Source organism: Pseudarthrobacter sp. RHLT1-30-1 (assembly GCF_059383415.1).
Genome location: NZ_JBWZCG010000023.1, coordinates 29,298 through 45,520 on the forward strand (window position 1 = coordinate 29,298; position 16,223 = coordinate 45,520).

16 protein-coding genes and 1 pseudogene are annotated in these 16,223 nt (G+C 63.7%); 8 read left to right on the forward strand and 9 right to left on the reverse strand.

The window, feature by feature from the left end:
- Positions 1–283 precede the first annotated feature (283 nt).
- Complete coding sequence (locus AC50YM_RS15615) at positions 284–808, reverse strand: DUF2087 domain-containing protein (RefSeq protein ID WP_494957865.1); 525 nt, start codon at positions 806–808, stop codon at positions 284–286.
- Between the two features lie 637 nt (positions 809–1,445).
- Here AC50YM_RS15615 and AC50YM_RS15620 point away from each other — a divergent pair.
- From AC50YM_RS15620 to AC50YM_RS15630, 3 genes and pseudogenes are all read left to right on the forward strand, one after another.
- On the forward strand, positions 1,446–1,841 hold the full coding sequence (locus AC50YM_RS15620; protein WP_494957866.1) for a hypothetical protein: 396 nt from the start codon (positions 1,446–1,448) through the stop codon (positions 1,839–1,841).
- Between the two features lie 308 nt (positions 1,842–2,149).
- Positions 2,150–2,218 (forward strand): annotated as a pseudogene (locus tag AC50YM_RS15625) (hypothetical protein); the annotation flags it as partial.
- Positions 2,219–2,334: 116 nt separating this feature from the next.
- Positions 2,335–2,475, forward strand: coding sequence for a hypothetical protein (locus AC50YM_RS15630; protein WP_494957909.1), 141 nt, complete (start codon positions 2,335–2,337; stop codon positions 2,473–2,475).
- A gap of 52 nt (positions 2,476–2,527) precedes the next feature.
- Here the strand turns inward: AC50YM_RS15630 and AC50YM_RS15635 are convergent, their stop codons facing one another.
- From AC50YM_RS15635 to AC50YM_RS15645, 3 genes are all read right to left on the reverse strand, one after another.
- Complete coding sequence (locus AC50YM_RS15635; RefSeq protein ID WP_494957867.1) at positions 2,528–3,052, reverse strand: hypothetical protein; 525 nt, start codon at positions 3,050–3,052, stop codon at positions 2,528–2,530.
- Between the two features lie 632 nt (positions 3,053–3,684).
- Complete coding sequence (locus AC50YM_RS15640) at positions 3,685–4,092, reverse strand: nuclear transport factor 2 family protein (protein WP_494957868.1); 408 nt, start codon at positions 4,090–4,092, stop codon at positions 3,685–3,687.
- 358 nt (positions 4,093–4,450) lie between these two features.
- Positions 4,451–4,855 (reverse strand): C2 family cysteine protease, encoded by a 405-nt coding sequence (locus AC50YM_RS15645; RefSeq protein WP_494957869.1) that lies wholly within the window; start codon positions 4,853–4,855, stop codon positions 4,451–4,453.
- A 1,020-nt stretch (positions 4,856–5,875) separates the two neighbouring features.
- On the opposite strand from AC50YM_RS15645, the gene AC50YM_RS15650 reads away from it, so the two are divergent.
- Positions 5,876–6,304 (forward strand): hypothetical protein, encoded by a 429-nt coding sequence (locus AC50YM_RS15650; protein WP_494957870.1) that lies wholly within the window; start codon positions 5,876–5,878, stop codon positions 6,302–6,304.
- Between the two features lie 63 nt (positions 6,305–6,367).
- On the opposite strand, the gene AC50YM_RS15655 is transcribed toward AC50YM_RS15650, so the two are convergent.
- Entirely contained in the window at positions 6,368–7,129 is a 762-nt protein-coding gene (locus AC50YM_RS15655; RefSeq protein WP_494957871.1) for an SDR family NAD(P)-dependent oxidoreductase, read from the reverse strand.
- A gap of 343 nt (positions 7,130–7,472) precedes the next feature.
- Between AC50YM_RS15655 and AC50YM_RS15660 the strand changes: the two genes are divergently transcribed.
- Both AC50YM_RS15660 and AC50YM_RS15665 read left to right on the forward strand, forming a co-directional pair.
- The gene (locus tag AC50YM_RS15660; protein WP_494957872.1) at positions 7,473–7,844 is read left to right on the forward strand and encodes a hypothetical protein; all 372 of its coding nucleotides are present in this window, start codon (positions 7,473–7,475) and stop codon (positions 7,842–7,844) included.
- Between the two features lie 82 nt (positions 7,845–7,926).
- Positions 7,927–8,364: a hypothetical protein gene (locus AC50YM_RS15665; RefSeq protein ID WP_494957873.1), complete on the forward strand. Its 438-nt coding sequence runs from the start codon at positions 7,927–7,929 to the stop codon at positions 8,362–8,364.
- A gap of 89 nt (positions 8,365–8,453) precedes the next feature.
- Here the strand turns inward: AC50YM_RS15665 and AC50YM_RS15670 are convergent, their stop codons facing one another.
- Both AC50YM_RS15670 and AC50YM_RS15675 read right to left on the reverse strand, forming a co-directional pair.
- Positions 8,454–10,874 carry an alpha/beta fold hydrolase gene (locus AC50YM_RS15670; RefSeq protein ID WP_494957874.1) on the reverse strand — a complete coding sequence of 807 codons (2,421 nt, stop codon included), beginning with the start codon at positions 10,872–10,874 and terminating at the stop codon, positions 8,454–8,456.
- Positions 10,871–11,941, reverse strand: coding sequence for an NAD(P)-dependent alcohol dehydrogenase (locus AC50YM_RS15675; protein WP_494957875.1), 1,071 nt, complete (start codon positions 11,939–11,941; stop codon positions 10,871–10,873). The genes AC50YM_RS15670 and AC50YM_RS15675 overlap by 4 nt, the downstream gene beginning before the upstream one ends.
- A 94-nt stretch (positions 11,942–12,035) precedes the next feature.
- On the opposite strand from AC50YM_RS15675, the gene AC50YM_RS15680 reads away from it, so the two are divergent.
- The gene (locus AC50YM_RS15680; protein ID WP_494957876.1) at positions 12,036–12,728 is read left to right on the forward strand and encodes a TetR/AcrR family transcriptional regulator; all 693 of its coding nucleotides are present in this window, start codon (positions 12,036–12,038) and stop codon (positions 12,726–12,728) included.
- Between the two features lie 54 nt (positions 12,729–12,782).
- A complete protein-coding gene (locus AC50YM_RS15685) occupies positions 12,783–13,580 on the forward strand; it encodes a dioxygenase family protein (protein ID WP_494957877.1) in 798 nt (265 codons plus the stop codon).
- Positions 13,581–13,653: 73 nt separating this feature from the next.
- Here the strand turns inward: AC50YM_RS15685 and AC50YM_RS15690 are convergent, their stop codons facing one another.
- Positions 13,654–15,801 carry a transglycosylase domain-containing protein gene (locus AC50YM_RS15690; protein ID WP_494957878.1) on the reverse strand — a complete coding sequence of 716 codons (2,148 nt, stop codon included), beginning with the start codon at positions 15,799–15,801 and terminating at the stop codon, positions 13,654–13,656.
- Between the two features lie 108 nt (positions 15,802–15,909).
- Positions 15,910–16,209 carry a hypothetical protein gene (locus tag AC50YM_RS15695; RefSeq protein WP_494957879.1) on the reverse strand — a complete coding sequence of 100 codons (300 nt, stop codon included), beginning with the start codon at positions 16,207–16,209 and terminating at the stop codon, positions 15,910–15,912.
- Positions 16,210–16,223: the final 14 nt, after the last annotated feature.

A 16,223-nucleotide genomic window follows, 5' to 3' on the forward strand; every position in this document is an offset into this window, starting at 1 on the left:
GGAAAGGTCGGCACAGGACCATCATTGCTGAGTTTGGTCACGGTGGGCTCCTGCGCCACAATTTCCCTGCCCGACCGGCTCAACCGTATGCATAAGCTCTCCGGGTCCTCCAAGACCTCTCCGACATCCGCATCCTGGACCGAACTCAAGAGGGGGCTGGGGGCACCGATGCGGGCCGCGCTTGGGCCACGGGCGTTCGTCTCGGGGGAGTTCCCAACTCCCAGGGACGCGGAGAGCCAACGCGCCAGCTGACCGCTCAGAATCCGGCGGCCCTCCCGCATTCCTACGTTTCGACGCGTAGGGAGTAGGAGGAGCCGGAGGGCGTCCGCTGCAATAGTTTGAAGTCGATCAAGTATCGGCGCAGCATAACGACGTCATCGGAATAACTGAGAAGCCGTTCATTTACCTGCTTTTCCGTTAAGTGCTCGCCGGGCTCGATGGCCTCACGGACAATCCAGGCGAGGAGCTCCCGCCGCTCCGCCATGTTGGCCGGATACCGGTCAATCCTGCCCAGACGCATGAAGCGAGCCAATCCGGCATGCACCTGTCGTCGGGGTTGCTGGGTGAGCAGGCTGCGGAAGATCGCCCCGGACGCCTCCAGTTCGTTGGCAGCATTCCGTTCAACCAGCCCGGACTCAAGCAGAGCGGCGATGGCCTTGTCCCGGCGTTGGGCATTCAGCTCAGGAACGACATCGGGGAGCCTGGCGCCCAGCACGATTTGTGCGTAGGCGGTCCGCGCGTCGTTATTGGCCAGGGCTGCCACGATTCGCCGCCAGTGCGGTCCGCTCAGGTTCGTCTGTCCGGTCACAGCGTTTTCCTCGCTCCTTTATATGCCTCCGCAGGTACCGGGCACCGTGTGCTTGGTCAACAGGAAAAACCGTAGTCCGGCGCGGGTGTGACGCACGGAGCCTGCGGGCGGCAGGCTGGTGAGCACGTCAATCGTGATGGTATCGCGGCTGACCACCCGACCGCGGCCGCAACTCGGACTAGCGGTTGTCCGTGTGACAGGAGTCAGGACAGCCGTGCCGCTGACTACTATTCCGCCGGCAGCGGGACGGCGGCCACTATTGCGGCGCCCTCCGTCCTGAACCGTCATGCTAGACGAGTGATTCAACACCGACAGGCGATGTCGTCAAGAAGGTTGGGACGTGATCGTCGCGCACTTGGATACAGAAGACCGCTGGGCCCCGACCTCACAGGACTCAAGCATCAGCAGGTGAAGTTCCTTGACCGTCGCGACGGAGGTGCAAGAATCCGGCTTCAAAGAAGTCCACTAACGGCGCGGTCGCCGCCATCTTTCGAAAGATGGTTCGGTCGCCGAGATTGATGACGTTCACCGGCACTATTCATGAGTCTCGTCGACCGGTTGACGGAGCTGGAGACGATCGCTAGACTCCACTCACTGCGGCTGGGGCCGCCCGGCAAGTAGCGGAAGGACCCTAACAATGAACCGTTTAACCCGCTTGGTCGTCGCCTCCGGCGCTGGCCTGGCTCTCGCCTTCACTGCCTCGCCGGCGCTGGCCGCGCCGCCGTCCGACCCGGGCAGCAACCGCGCCGTGGTGGAACACACACAAACCAGCAACCCCGATGGGTCATACACCTCTCAGTACCGCGGGGTGACCCGAAACGTCGACGGCCACTACACGACCAACACCCGCGATCAAGTGACTGACGGCGAGTCGTCCTTCGACTACAAGACCCACTACACGCTGACGGGCAACCTGACAAAGCTGAGTAGCCAGAGCACCTTTGCCGAGGCTGGCGTGACGTGCCGCGCCAACTCCCAGGTTGTCATCACGAACGGTGAGACGCGCAGGGAGAACACTCGATCGAGCTGCTAGCACGCACGGAGGAATTTCCGCAGCGACGATGCTGCACCACAGATTCCTTTTGCTGAGGGAAAGCTGAGGCCGGCCCCTAAGGGACGGCCTCAGCTCGTTAGTAGCTGCCCCAAAACGTACCGAGAACGGCTGGTCGCACATGGAACCGCGTGTCCCAGGCGGGCAGAGGAATTTGCCTTGAGAGTGGCTCGACCGGCGGGCATCCCCGGCGCAACCGTTGAAGCGGAGTCATGGATGGACGAGCGTGACGGGTTGCTGGCCACAGCGCGGACGGCGTACGCCCGCGGCGACTGGCCCGCTTCGACGCGGTGACGGCTTTCGACGCCATCCACGACCAGGCGCATCCGGCGGCGCTGCTGCGCAACATCCACCGGGCGCTGGGGCCGGACGGGACCTTTCTGATGGTGGACATCAAGGCATCCAGCAACGTGGAGGAGAACATCGAGGTCCCCTGGGGCAGCTACCTGCACGCGATCTCAACCTTCCACGGCATGTGCGTTTCGCTCGGACTCGACGGCGACGGGTTTGGCACCAGCTCGCGCTGTCGATGCTCGCCGACGCCGGCTTCGCGAACGTGGAGTCCAAGGACATCGAATCGGATCCGTTCAACGCCTACTCTATCGCCAGGCAGTAGCACGCTGCCCACCGGGAGGCCCCTGGACCCCAGCATCCGGTTATCCTGTGGCTTACTTCTGAGGTACTCCCGCGGCAGCCTCGGCTGCCGCCAGATCCCCGCCGAAAGCCCCTACAGCGGACTGATAGTTCGCCGTGTTGCCTTCTGACTTTGCCTGCTCGGCCTTCCGCCTCGCCCTGATCATCGCGGCGGTGGCGGGGAAAGCAGTGTCGGACATCGCCGGAAAGTCGAACTGCAGGTGCGGGTCAACCTCATAGGCCAGCCACCGGCTCTCGAGCTGCCCATGGTGTGCAGCAACGGCGCCAAAGGCCTGCGCGTCAACCAGTGACAGCCCGGTTAGGCTTCCAGTGGCTAGGCCAGCGGCGCCCTCGGCTGTCCGGGCCGCGTCGCGCTGGCGTTGCAGCGCCTGCGCGGCGCCCAGCCCGGGTGTGCCCTTGAGTCGGTGCTTGAGAACCATGTTGTTTTCGTAGGCCCGGATTTCGTCCGGTGTCGTACCGTCGAGCTCGGCAGCGCTTTTACTGACGACGTCGGCAGGGCCTCTGCGACTGGCGATACTGCTGTCGGGGACGGGAAACACGTACTTGCCTCCCAGGATGCCCCGGCATAACCCCCAAGACAGTCCAATCCGGTAAGCCTGCTGAGCCTGTCGACCCCGGCAACAAAAAAGGCGCTCGCGTTCGTCACGGCCTGGCCCGTGGTGAATCTCATGGGCCCGAGGCGCCTCACCCTGCGGTGCCTGGTGAGCTGTCGGTCGTGAAATGAACGGGCTTTTGCGATCCAATCGCGTGCTCGGGTCCTCAGTTGGGGGCTTTCAGTCATGATCCCGAGGATACCGCCCTGCCACAAACTCCCCGTCCGGAAGACCGCCGTTCAACGTCCCTGGGCCGAGTATCGACTATGGCCAGTCTTCTCGTCTGAACTGGATCCGTGGTGCCGGTTTCAGGGTGTACTCCACCTGGCTGCACCGGCTCGCAGCCGTGTCTTCAGCTGTAGGGGCCGCTGTCGGGTCTTCGCCCTCTTCGGACAATTAAATCTCCTCATTCAGATCGCGCTTGGGCTTCAGAGGCCGCCGGTATTTGTCACGGTAATGGCGGTATTGGTCCCAAGAGAAGGGCTGGCAGACCCTATGTGATGTTTCCGGCTCCATGCGATGTCTGCTGAAGGGGGAAGCAGGGCCAGGGCCGCCACAAACGGGAATCGGACGTCGAGCTACGGGGGTGGCGGGGCCGGGTCTGCAGACCGTTCGGCGCGCCATGGGGCGCGCCACTCCGCCGCCTCCCAACCATCCATGATGTAGAGCCGCTCGTGCGCAACCCGGTCTCCCTTGAACTCCATCAGGCTGACGGCGTACATCCATGGCGCGCCGTCGTAGCTGATCAGGTTCTCCACAACGACCAGGTCGTCACGTTGGGTGATTCGTCGGGTGTGGAACTTGAGCTTTGCCGGGTACTGCCGTCGCCATTCGCGGAAGTTCTCCACACCTTCGAACCGTTCTCCGGACTGAGGGAACTCCAGTACTGCGTCGTCGTGGTAAATCTCGTGGGAAACGTCCTCGTCCTTGCCTGCGTACTCCCAGTGACGCCGCAGGGCCTGCAGGAGCTCCGTCTCTTCGAGCATCACTCACCTCCTCGGGACAGGCCCAATTTTAACTTCAGGCTTCTTGCCTGACAATGGGCCGGCAGAAACCCTAGACAAGGTCGTTGTCCGCGCCGAAGAGCCGGAAGCCGCGATGAGATTCTCAGTGATATTCGGGTATCGCGATGTACTGGTTGATGTTCGTGGACTGGAATTTCTCGAACTTCAGCGTGGATTGACCGCCCTGGGGATTTCCAACCACAACGGTTTGGTCGGAGGGGTTGACGCCCAAACAGGGCATAGGAATGGTTGGATACCAGCTTGCCGTCAGAGTTGGAGGTTCCAAGCGTCACGAGGCCGTTCGTGAAGTCCTGCTGCATCTGCGCAAAGCTCACTCCCGTCATGGGGCCACCGGGATTACGGTCGACCCCACCTGGCCGGTGATGGCATAGAGGGCGTTATGTACGTCGTGATCCTTGGCGTTACTGAGGTCGGTTCCGTCGATGCTCTTGTAAGCGTTTCCGTTCGCTGCCGCCCACCCTTTTTCGATGATCGCGGCCCATGAAACGTTTTTGCCGCCGATCTTTTCGATGCCGTTTTGGAGGGGTGAGCCGTCGCTATAAGGGAGGTCACCGGTCACGGTCACCTTCACCGGGTTGGGTACCCCGTCGTACTTGCTGTGGAATGAAACCGTGTAGGTGCCGTTGCCATTATCCTGAACCATATTCTGGACGGTGTCGGGCGCCCGCGCGGCTACGGTCAGCAAGGCTGCCAGGAAATAGCAGTCTCCGGTGTCGCCCTGCATGATGTTCGTCAGGTCCCCGGAAATATCCGGCTTACCGGCACTGTCAAGTGCAACAACACCTGATCAGGTATTTTCCGGTAAGTGGCGCCCTTCACCGAAGGATTACCCAGGGGCGGCGCGGTCGTCGGCGCACTCGCGGTCGTCGTCGGACTCGCGGTCGGGGCCGGAACCTGCGTAACGTCGGGACCTGGTGTGGCCGTACAGGAGGCTAACGCGAACACCAAGACGGCCGTCGCTCCGGCCGTCCAGACTATGTTGCCCATGGTCGGATAATACCGGCATCTGGAAGCGTCCTGAAGAGCTGACGGAACAGAGGCCCGTTTGGCCAATCGTTGCCGGTCCGCAGATTAGTCCTCCGCCGGGCTCGCGCAAGGGGTGACGCCCTACCCGTCTTCGCTCCTGAGTAGGCCAGGCTCCGCGCGTGCCTGCCCCGATCCACGGATGACCGGAGTCCCGGCGTTGCCCAGCCGCTGGCTGGCCCACCGCGCAGCTAAAAGCCCGGGAAACCCTGGCCAGCTGACACACTCTGCTTGGTGAATCAACCTGGGGGACTCATTGAAGATCGTGATGTACACCAGCTGGGCGCTGTTTGTCGTCGCAGCCATTGTGGCGACGACGCAGGCACTACGGAAAACCAGGCGTCAGGAGCGGCTCATCGCCCTGGCCGAAGGTCCAGGCGACCGTGACCGGCAGCGGCCAGGGTTGGACGAACGGCGGGGGCAACACCACACGAAAAGTCCGCTTTTGGCCGTACTACCAGTTCATCGACCCGCGCGGAGTCCTGTATGTCGGGGAATCCGAGGTCTCCTAAACCAACAGGCCGATGCCCGGGGAGATCCTGTCGGTGCCTACGACCCCGCGGACCTGAACCAGTCCTTGCAGGTTGACGCTCCGTCCAAGCCGATGATCCGCTGTCTGATCCCTGCTCTCACCTTCCCCTGCCTCGTCATGTTCTTTGCCATCCGCTGGTTCACGGCATGACCCACCCGGGGTGGGTCCTCGGAGGACGGAACGGGATTGATGGCGCGCAGGGCACGCCGCGTCCTGGCCGCCGCCGTCGTCGTCCTGACCCTGGCGTCATGTGCGAGGCCGAGGATCGAGGAGATGGGCCGGAACGCCATCCGGGACAAAGCCGGCGAGGCCATGGACACCTTCACGTACATCACGACGGCCGTGGATCCCGCGGACCGCAGCGAGCTCACGCGCCGACTCACCGGGAACCTGACGAGCACTTACTCCCTGACCTGGACGGCCGACGGCGTCCTCGTCAACGACCTCTATCTCAGGGATCATCTGACCACCAGCGGAGGCTTCTGGGGTCAGCAGCGCACCGTCAGCGCATGCCTCAGGTTCACCTTCGACAACGGCGTCCGGGCGATGAAGTCCATCAACTGCCCCGCCACGGGCCCGCAGTCTGTGCACACCGACGAACGAGTCACGATTCCCTGACACGATCCGTGGCCGCCGGGGTTCGGGCACAGCTGGACGCCGAACTCGCCGGCCTCCAGAACGTCACCATGGTGGCGCCGATGGGGGATCAGCAGCATCATTTTCCTGCTTCATGTAGTAGTCCACGCCGCTGTACCCGCCGTCAGCGACGATGGAGGCACCCGTGATGAACGCTGCTTCCGGGCTTAGAAGAAATGCGACGACCTCGGCTATGTCTCCAGGTGCTCCGTTTCGACCCAGCGGAGTCAGGCTTGCTGCTTCGTATGATTCGCTGATGATGCCGCTGTCGACCCAGCCCGGCGTTACTGCGTTGACCCGGATTCCTCTGGGTCCAAGAATGTTGGCGAGGCTCCGGGTGACGGAAAGAAGTGCCGCTTTGCTGGCCGAGTAGCCGATGCTTCTGAAGGACCCGATGTGCGCGTCTGTGCTGGCTATGTTCACGATGCTGCCGCCGGTGCCCATGTGTCGGCTAACTTCCTGGGCGAGGATCAGGGGTGCCGTCACATTCACTTCGAGGGCTCGATCCCACGCACCCAAGGTGAATTCGTCAAAGCCTTCCTTTTCGAGGATCCCGGCGTTGTTCACCAGCGCGTCGAAGGGAAATTCCGTCTGGATCTTGCGAGCGAAGTCCAGCGATGCGGATCGGTCAGTCATGTCGAGCTGCCGTACTTCGACACCATGAGTGCGCGTCAGCTCCATCGCTTCGTCGTGACCGGTGTTGAACGTGGCGATCACCTTCCAACCCTTCTCGGCCAGGTGCTCAGCTATTGACCGCCCTATCCCTCGGGCGCCGCCGGTAACCAGAACGACGCGTTCATTTGTCATCGCGACGACTCCATCGTTTGTCTCGTCTTGACGCTCGGTATCTTTCTTCGTCAGGGGCGAGATCCTATCGAAGTCCGGGCGCCCGTGTAAGTACTTCCGGGATGGCCAGGACTTTCAACAAGATGAAAGGTCATCGGCACTGCAAGGCTGATGTCCCGATGGCGCCTGCTGCGATCCGCGTATTATCTTGCCTTCAGTTCGCAAAGCCCGGCGAGGATCCTCACCGTGACTCCGGCAATGCCGGTTTCACCAAGTCGCCCTGGACGGCGTGCTTTGAACGGGCAGGCGCCCGTCTCTCAGCCCTTCTGCTGTGTACGCTTCGAGGACGACATTGGGGGATTGAATGACCAACTATCTTGACCTGAGCAAAGCCAAGGCCGCCGCCGCTCTCCAGGAGTTTCTCGACGAGCGCGGTCCGGCGCTGGAGCGGCTTCGCGAACGCCTGGTGGCCGACGGCCAGGACGCGGCTGCGCTCCTCGACGGCTTCGAGATCGGTCTGAGCGACGAGATCGCCCACGAATGGTCATTCAAGATTGACCGGCTGGTCCGCCAGCTATCCCGTGAGGACGGCATTATTGGGGTCCTCCGGGAGGATCGGGAACTGATTCTGGTGCGGGCACCGTCGTGGAGCGCCGGCGAGCTCGAGACGTGGTTCGCGCCGCGCCTCAAGACCGGGTGGATTTCCACCTTGAAGCGCAGGCTCCTGCCGGATTAAGGGGCTGGCGGCGGTCCCCGCAGCGCGCCCTGGCCCATCACAAGGCGTGTAATTACCCTAACTTTCAGTGAGACGAGGAACAGTGTTTAGTATTTATCAACTCGAGCCCAGGGATCCCCTCCTCGGCCGCCGGTATGTTGCTGACCCGGAACGGAAGATCAGGTTGCAACGGGTAGCTGGACTGGCCTACCGCCCCGGCGGCGCCTTCAAGTTGACTGCAGGTGATGCAGTGATTCCTTTTGAAGTCGACGACGAAGATTTGACGGATCCAACGACGGGTCAGGAGTACATCCTCCGACGCTTTGACAGCTTTGGGGTGAGCCCAACGGCCAAACTCCTCGGGAAAATTGACCCATACGAGTTTCCTGACGAGGAGACAAAAGACAGACTCCTTATGGCGGCCGCTGAGGCACTGATTATCTTCGGTTGGAACTATGACGGCCCCTCACGGGAAGACGGTTTCATTCGAGTTGAGGTCGGCGGGCGAATAATGACTCTTCGGGACATTCCGCACCCTTGAAATCAGGTGACCCCGGAGCGGGACCGGCCGCTATGGATCAGGCGGCGCCTATCTGGTCTCCCGGGCCGCTAGGCTTCCGCCAGCGTACGTCAGTTCGGGGTTGAGACCCAGCGTTCTGCAGGCAGATCCACTCGGGAGAGGAAGTCCTCAACGACGGCGGCGAACTCGTCGGGCCGCTCGATCTGTGGCATGTGTCCCGTGTTCGGGAAGGCGTACGACTCGGCGTTTGGCAACGCCGCAGTCGCCGCCCTGAGGTGGCTGAACGGGAGAACAAGGTCGTGGTCGCCCCAGACCACGAGCGTCGGAATGTCCAGGCGCGCCACGGCCTCGACGAGGGCCGTCCGCCATTCTGTTCTGATGCCGAAAACCGTTCCCAGATCCCGGACGACGTCGAGGACCGTCTGGCGGTGGGCCGCCCGATGCGACAGGGCGAAAGTATGGTCCACGCGGGCATCGGTCACCAGCTCCCTGTCGTAGAAGAGCGACCGGACCGTGCGGCGTGAAGCTGCCGCGTCAGGAAGCATAAGGAGACCCGCGAGCGGCCTGACCGCCAGCAGGCGCAGGACCAGGGCAACCTCCTGGCCGAACCCGGCGCTGTCGGCGAGAACCAGGGCTGAGACGCGGCCGGGATGGTCGGCAGCGAACCTCATGGCGACGGCACCGCCGAGCGAATTGCCGACGACGGGAAGCGGTCCGTTCACGCCAAGGGCGTCGAGGACGGCGGGCAGCACGTCAGCAAGCTTCGCCAAAGTCGCCGGCCCGGAGACCCGGTCGGAGTAGGCGAAGCCGGGCAGGTCCACGCTGTAGACCGTGTGGCGCGCCGAGAGCCGATCGTGCTGTTCACTCCAGTCCTCGAGGCTCCGGCCGATGCCGTGCAGAAGGAGCACAGGCTCCCCGGCGCCCGTCTTCCGATAGCGCAAACGCCTCCCCGCGACGCTGATGTGTCCGGTTCCCGGGAGACTGAGCGGGTCCCGGGGCGCTGCCGTGGTTTGCCGTCCGGACGTGACCACCCGCTGTCCGCGCCGGCCGAAACGGACATGGTCCGTCAGGCGGGCGGCCCTGAGCAGGGCGAAGTCGCGCACATAGTTCTGGTGCAGACGCCAGGGCGAGCCGGCGCCCTGTCTGGGCAGCAGGTCGGCGTCGCGAAGGATGTAGCCGGCCTTCAGGTCGATCAGGGATGTCAGCTCAGCGTTCACGACGTCGGCGGGAGCCTCGGGTGCCACCCACTGGAGGTTCCGGCGGTCGAGGTACTTCAGCACCCGGCAGATGTAGCCGGCGACCAGATCCGCTTTCAGGGTCCAGGACGCGTTGGTGTAGCCGACCGTCAGCGCAAAGTTGGGGACGCCGTCGAGCATCATGCCTTTGTAGGTCAACGTCCTGCCGACGTCCACCGGCTCGCCGTCGACAGTAAGAGTCATGCCACCAATTACGAGCACGTTCAGTCCTGTCGCCGTGACAATCACGTCGGCCGGGATCGATCTGCCCGAGACCAGGTCGATCCCGCCCGGGGTGATCCGCGCGATCGTGTCGGTCACGATATCGGCGGCGCCCGCACTGATGGCGCGGTAAAGGTCCCCGTTGGGGATCGCGCAGAGCCGCTGGTCCCAGGGCTGATAGGACGGGGCCAGATGCGTGTCGACCGCAAAGCCCTCCGGCAGCTTGGCGATGGCTGAGCTGCGGAGGATTGCCTTCATCGTTTCCGGCCGGCGCCGGCTGAGCTGGTACGTCAGCATCGAAAAGAGTATGTTCTTTGCCCGCACGACGTCGTACGCCAGTTGCGCCGGCACCTTGCCCCGGAGCCGGTCGGCCAGGTGGTCCCGGGACGGCACGGGGGCGATATAGGTGGGGGAGCGCTGCAACATGGTGACCCTGGCAGCCGACGTCGCCATCGACGGCACGAGTGTCACCGCGGTGGCACCGCTGCCGATGATCACCACCTGCTTGCCTTCGTAATCGAGGTCCGCAGGCCAGTGCTGCGGGTGGACTATGGACCCCGCGAAGGTGTCGGCACCCTCGATGACCGGGGTAAACCCCTCGTCGTAACGGTAATAGCCCGAGCAGACGGACAGGAACGAGCAGGTAAGCGTGACCGGCAGCCCGGTGGCCGACGTCGAATCGTCCTCTCGATATTCGCCGTCGGAGGTGGGGACGGCTGTGACCGTCCACAGCGCGTCTTCGCTTGACCACGCGGCCGATAACACCCGGTGGTGCAGCCGGATCCGCGACTCGAGGTGCTCGTCAGCGACCGTTGCTTCAATGTAGTCGCGGATCGAATCGCCGTCGGCGATTGCCTTGGCGCCGGCCCAGGGCCGGAAGGAGTAGCCGAGCGTATACATGTCGCTATCGGAGCGGATGCCCGGGTACCTGAAAAGATCCCAGGTGCCTCCCACCGCACCGCGGGACTCAAGGACTGTGAAAGTCTTCCCGGGTAGTTCGCGTTGCAGCCGGCTGGCGAAACCTACGCCGCTCAGCCCGGCGCCGACAATCAACACATCAACGTGTTCACTCATGGGGCCACGTTATCCCCGCCGGGCGCTGGACGGCCTGGCCCGCGGATAAGGGTGATGGCAATCTTGCCCCGAACGTCCCCTGCTTCGAGATGCCGCATGGCTTCCTGGACCTCGTCCAGGGTGTACGTCCGGTCGACACTCGGCATCACCTCGCGGGCCTCGATGAGAGCGGTGAGCCGTTCGAGGTCGCTGGCGCGTTCCTTGGAAGCGAGCATGGTCAGGCGCTGACGCACGAACAGCGACAACAGCGGCGCCCGGAGGCTCCGCCCGAAGCCTCCCGTCCACCTGCCGCCTTCCTCGCCGCCCACGATGACGGCCGTCCCGGAGGATGCGAGGGCCCGGCGCAGCCGTGACAGCGGCGGGTTCCCTCCGACGTCCAGGATCAGGTCGTAGTGACGACTTCCGTCGGCGAAGTCATCCCGCGCGTAGTCAAGGACATGGTCGGCGCCGAGAGACCGCACCAGATTGGCTTTCCCGGCGCTGCACACGCCGGTCACCTCCGCTCCACGGGCCTTTGCCAGCTGCACGGCGTAGGTGCCGACGCCACCGGAGGCGCCGAGGATCAGCACCTTGTTCCCGCGCTCCACCCTTCCGGCGTCGAGCGCCTGGAGGGCCGTGCCGGCCGAAATCGGCACCACCGCCGCCTGCTCAAAGGACAGGTTCGCCGGTTTGTGGGCGACCTTGTCCTCCCATGCCGCGGCGTACTCGGCGAAGGATCCCCGGGACATGCCGTACACCTCGTCCCCGACGGCGAACCGGGACACCGCGGATCCGACGGCGGCGACAGTTCCGGCCGCATCGATGCCGGGCGCCGGATTTTTCGGCCCGCGGAATCCGAACCCCAAGACCCGCAGGAGATACGGCCGGCCCGTCATCATGTGCCACGTTCCGCGGTCCATCCCCGCCGCGTGCACGCGGATCAACACTTCGTTAGCAGCAACCACCGGTCGTGCAATCCGGCCCCGGCGAAGAACGTCGCGGGTGCCGTACCCGTCCTGCACGATGGCCTCCATCGTGCCCCCGGTTTCCGGATTTTCCGCGGTGCTCGCGCTCCTCGGGTCCTTCATGGCATTTCCTTTCCACAGTTTGCCTTACTAAGTAAGGTCAATGTATCGTACTAAGTACGAAAGGTCTACGGCCTGAAATGAAAGAGGGATCCGGATGTCTCCAGCAACAATCCACGCCCGTCCCCGGCTCAGTCGGAGCCTGGTGCTGCGCGGCGCTGTGGCGGTCGCCGACGCAGGCGGCATTGACGCCCTGACGATGCGCTCCCTGGCCGTCGCGCTGGAGGTCAAGCCGATGTCGCTCTACCACCACGTCGCCAACAAGGATGAGGTCCTCGACGGCATTGTCGACATCGTTTTCAGTGAAATCGACCTGCCGGTGGCCGGTGGCGAGTGGCAGTCCGAGATGCGGCGGCGGGCGGCATCCGCCCGTGAAGTGATGCTGCGTCATCCCTGGGCGATCGGCCTCGTGCAGACGCGAACAAGCCCCGGGCCGGCGACTTTGAAGCACCACAACGCCGTCATCGGCACGCTGCGCGAAGCAGGCTTTTCGGTGAAGATGACAGCCCACGCGTTCGCCGTGATCGATGCCTACTTATACGGGTTCGCCCTGTCCGAGACGACGCTGCCCCTCAACGGCCCCGAGACGGTCACCGAAGTTGCCGGGCAGCTGATGGATCAGTCGTCCCCCGGGGACTACCCCTACCTCACCGAGTTCACGATGGAACATGTTATGAAGCCCGGCTACGACTACGGTCAGGAGTTTGAGTTCGGGCTGGACCTGGTCCTCAACGGCCTCGCGGCTCTGCCCGGGAACGGTGATGGCACGGCCGTGCCTGACGACCTATAAGAGCAAGTAGGCCAGACGCTTGAACCTTCAAGTAAAACCGGATACGATGATGTCATGACTACGACACTTGACCGCCCCCCGGTTCTCTTCCTCAGCCATGGTGCGCCGCCGCTGGCTGATGATGCCACCTGGACCCGCGAACTCAACGCTTGGTCCGGCACGTTCGACAAGCCCAAAGACATTCTGATGGTGTCAGCCCACTGGGAAAACGCCCCGGTCACGCTCAGCGCCACCGGGCGCAATCCCGGACTCGTCTATGACTTCGGCGGTTTCCCCCAGAAGTACTACGACGTCACCTACAACGCCCCGCAGGCTCCCGGGCTGGCCACCGAGGTGGAGAAGCTCGTGGCCGGCCATGGCCACCATGTCGAGCGCGACGAGAGCCGCGGCCTGGACCACGGCGCCTACGTCCCGCTCAAGGAAATGTTCCCGGACGCCGATGTGCCGGTCGTGCAGATGTCCATGCCCACCCTTGATCCGCAGGGCCTGTTCGATCTGGGCAAGTCGCTGGCGCCGTTGCGCGACCGCGGCACGCTGATCGTCGGTTCGGGTTTCACCACGCACAATCTGCGCTGGTTCAACCCCGCCGGCGGACCCGACAGTACCCCGCCCTCGGTCTCCCGTGAGTTCGATCAATGGGCAGAGGAAGCCATGGCGCGCGGCGACGTGGACTCCATCCTGGACTTCCTCCACAAGGCGCCGGCGGCCCGCGAGGCGCACCCTCGCAGTGAACACTGGGCCCCGCTGTATGTGGCGCTCGGGGCAGCCTACGGTTCGGGCGACCTGCACGCCAAAACCGCTATCGACGGGTTCTGGTTCGGCCTGTCAAAACGCTCGTGGACTCTGACCTAAGCCAAACAGCGCCGCGTGCCGTAGGGAGTGTCTACAAACCCGGAACCGGGACACAGCGGTCAGTGGCGGCAGCTCAGGGCTTGGTCATGGACTCGGGCGGCGGAGCGAAGGGTGCGGCCGGGTAGAGTCCCGCCATCTGCTGCATGTAGTTCGCCCACTGCGGGCCGGCGAGCATGTACCCGTCAATGTTCTTGTAGAACTTGCCGTTGATGGTGACGTTCTGGCCCGGCCGATTCTGGCCCTCCAGGGTGTCCCCGAAGAAGGAGGCGGTGGCAAGGCCAGTGGTGTAGCCCACCACCCAGGTCGCGCCGTTGTTGTTGGATGTGCCGGTCTTGGCTGCGACCGGGACGTGATCCTGGACCTTGGGCTGGATATAGATCCCGGACCCCTTTCTCAGCACGTCTTGAAGGACGGAGTTCACGCCGCGGGCTACCTCGGGCTTAACCGCGCTGCGGCAGTCACTCAGCTGGGCCGGCAGCTCGCGTCCCGCCGCGTCGGTCACGGCCGTAACGGCGATCGGGGCGCAGTACAGGCCGTCGGCGGCGAACGTCGCAAAAGCATTGGCCAGGTGGATCGGCGCCACACCAATGGCACCCAGCAGGTTGCCCAGCTGGTGCATGTTTATCTGGGCGTTGTCCACGCCGCTGTGAAGTCCGACGGCATCCACCATTGCCTGGATGCCGCAGAAGTCCAGTTGGGCGGCCTCAGCGAAAGTAGCCGTGTTGATGGAGTTGTATAGCCCGTAATTGACGGGCATTTTGCGGTAATAGCCCTCGTCGTTGTTCTGGAGGTCGTCGGCCGCGCCGAGGGCCTTTTCGGCCGTGTTGTAGGCCCCGAGAACCTTTCCACAGCTGGACTTCCAGGCGAAGTCCAGCGGATAGGTCCGCTGGGAGGCGTCCACCTCGGCGACCAAGGACTTGCCTTCATTGAGCCACTCCGCGAAAGTGAACGGTTTCATCGTGGACCCGGGCTGGAACCCGCCGGCGCCGTTCAGGTCGTTGCCATCGGCGTCCCTGGCGTCCACGTTGAAGTTCAGCTGGGTATCGAATTTCCCGGGGGCGGGAAGAAACACGGTGTTTTGCGCCATCGCGAGGATTTTGCCTGTGCCTGGCACAATCGTGACCAGCGATGCGCCCCACCTGTCCGGGTTGGCCCCGGCGGTGGCGTCGACCTGCGCCTGCGCGGAGGCCTGCAGCCGGCTGTCCAGCGTAGTGGTGATGGTCAGGCCGCCGCGGTACAGCTTCTTCTCCCGGTCCGTGACGTCGACGCCGTACGCCGGGTTGTTGAGGATCAGGTGGGACACATAGTCGCAGAAGTACGGCGCCATGTCAGCCGCCGAGCACCCCTGCTTTGCCGGCGCGATCTGCAGGTCGACACCGCTGGCGACGGCGGCGTCGTGCTCAGTCTGGAGGATTTTCCCCTCGCTGAGCATTTTGTCGAGGACCTGGTTCCGCCGCTTGATGGAGTTTTCCGGATTGTCGGTGGGGTCGTAGAAGGTGGGGCTGTTGACCAGGCCGGCCAGCAGGGCAGCCTGCGGCAGGGTGAGGTCCTTTGCGGTTGTGCTGAAGAAGTGCCGGGCCGCGGCCTCAATGCCGTACGCGTCCCGGTTGAAGAACACAATATTCAGATAGCCCTCAAGGATCTGGTCCTTCGTGTATTTCTTTTCCAGCTCGAGGGCGAGCTTCATCTCCCGTACCTTGTCGCCGACGCTCTTCTGCCCGCTGAGGATGACTTGATCGCTCCTGTCCGCCGACAGCAGGGACTCATTGACCACGTTCGTTACGTACTGCTGGGTCAGGGTGGAAGCGCCCTGTCTGCCGCCGCCGGTCAGGTTGGATGTGAGCGCCCGGAGAATCCCCTGCGGGTCGACGCCGGCGTGCTTGTAGAAGCGGCTGTCCTCGATGGCGACGATCGCGTCCCGGATATACGGCGACATCTGGTCCAGCCCTACCTTCACGCGGTTTTCAGCGAAAAAGGTGGCGATCGGCTTCCCGTCCGCGCTCAGCACCTTGGTTGACTGCGACGGCGGCTCAACCGCCAGCTCAGCGGGCAGGTTGTTGAAGAAGGTGATGGACCTGCTGACCGCGACGCCGGCAGCAGCGACGCCGGGGACCGCCAGGCTGGCGACTAAAACACCGCAGCTCGCGCTCACCGTCAAGAATCCGAGGATCCTCCAAAGGGCCCCGGCCACACGAGTCCTGATTCGCTTCTTCGGCGCCATGTTTGACCAGCTATCGCGCTCATAATGTGTGCCCAGAATACGCCGGGGCGCTGCCGTCGGGCCAGTGCCGGAAGGCCTAATGCCTTCCGCGCCTGCTGCCCTCCGGGCCTAATGCTTTCCGTGCCCGGAGGATCGCAATCTGCCTGCAGCAGCCGGCGCCGCGGGTGTCCACAGCGCGCCGCCGAGGACCGCTACCCAGAGCAGGAATGTGCCGATACTGATACGTTCCCCGATGCCCAGCAGGAGGTTTGGTCCCGGGGCCGCGACGAACGAAAGAACCGCCGTGACCGCCATAACAACAAGCGACGTGACCGTGTACACACGCATCCGGCCGGGGAACCCCACGGCCACAAAGCACATTGCACCGACCATCAGGAGGAGCAGCAAATTGGTGGCCACGATATGCATGGGAACAGACGTTT

Excerpts from the sequence above, each read along its gene's own strand:
- AC50YM_RS15620 (WP_494957866.1), top strand. The coding sequence starts at position 1,446 with ATGAACCGTTTAACCCGCTTGGTCGTCGCCTCCGGCGCTGGCCTGGCT.
- AC50YM_RS15640 (WP_494957868.1), bottom strand. The coding sequence starts at position 4,092 with ATGCTCGAAGAGACGGAGCTCCTGCAGGCCCTGCGGCGTCACTGGGAG.
- AC50YM_RS15645 (WP_494957869.1), bottom strand. The coding sequence starts at position 4,855 with ATGCAGGGCGACACCGGAGACTGCTATTTCCTGGCAGCCTTGCTGACC.
- AC50YM_RS15650 (WP_494957870.1), top strand. The coding sequence starts at position 5,876 with ATGGCGCGCAGGGCACGCCGCGTCCTGGCCGCCGCCGTCGTCGTCCTG.
- AC50YM_RS15655 (WP_494957871.1), bottom strand. The coding sequence starts at position 7,129 with ATGACAAATGAACGCGTCGTTCTGGTTACCGGCGGCGCCCGAGGGATA.
- AC50YM_RS15660 (WP_494957872.1), top strand. The coding sequence starts at position 7,473 with ATGACCAACTATCTTGACCTGAGCAAAGCCAAGGCCGCCGCCGCTCTC.
- AC50YM_RS15670 (WP_494957874.1), bottom strand. The coding sequence starts at position 10,874 with ATGAGTGAACACGTTGATGTGTTGATTGTCGGCGCCGGGCTGAGCGGC.
- AC50YM_RS15675 (WP_494957875.1), bottom strand. The coding sequence starts at position 11,941 with ATGAAGGACCCGAGGAGCGCGAGCACCGCGGAAAATCCGGAAACCGGG.
- AC50YM_RS15680 (WP_494957876.1), top strand. The coding sequence starts at position 12,036 with ATGTCTCCAGCAACAATCCACGCCCGTCCCCGGCTCAGTCGGAGCCTG.
- AC50YM_RS15685 (WP_494957877.1), top strand. The coding sequence starts at position 12,783 with ATGACTACGACACTTGACCGCCCCCCGGTTCTCTTCCTCAGCCATGGT.
- AC50YM_RS15690 (WP_494957878.1), bottom strand. The coding sequence starts at position 15,801 with ATGGCGCCGAAGAAGCGAATCAGGACTCGTGTGGCCGGGGCCCTTTGG.
- AC50YM_RS15695 (WP_494957879.1), bottom strand. The coding sequence starts at position 16,209 with ATGCATATCGTGGCCACCAATTTGCTGCTCCTCCTGATGGTCGGTGCA.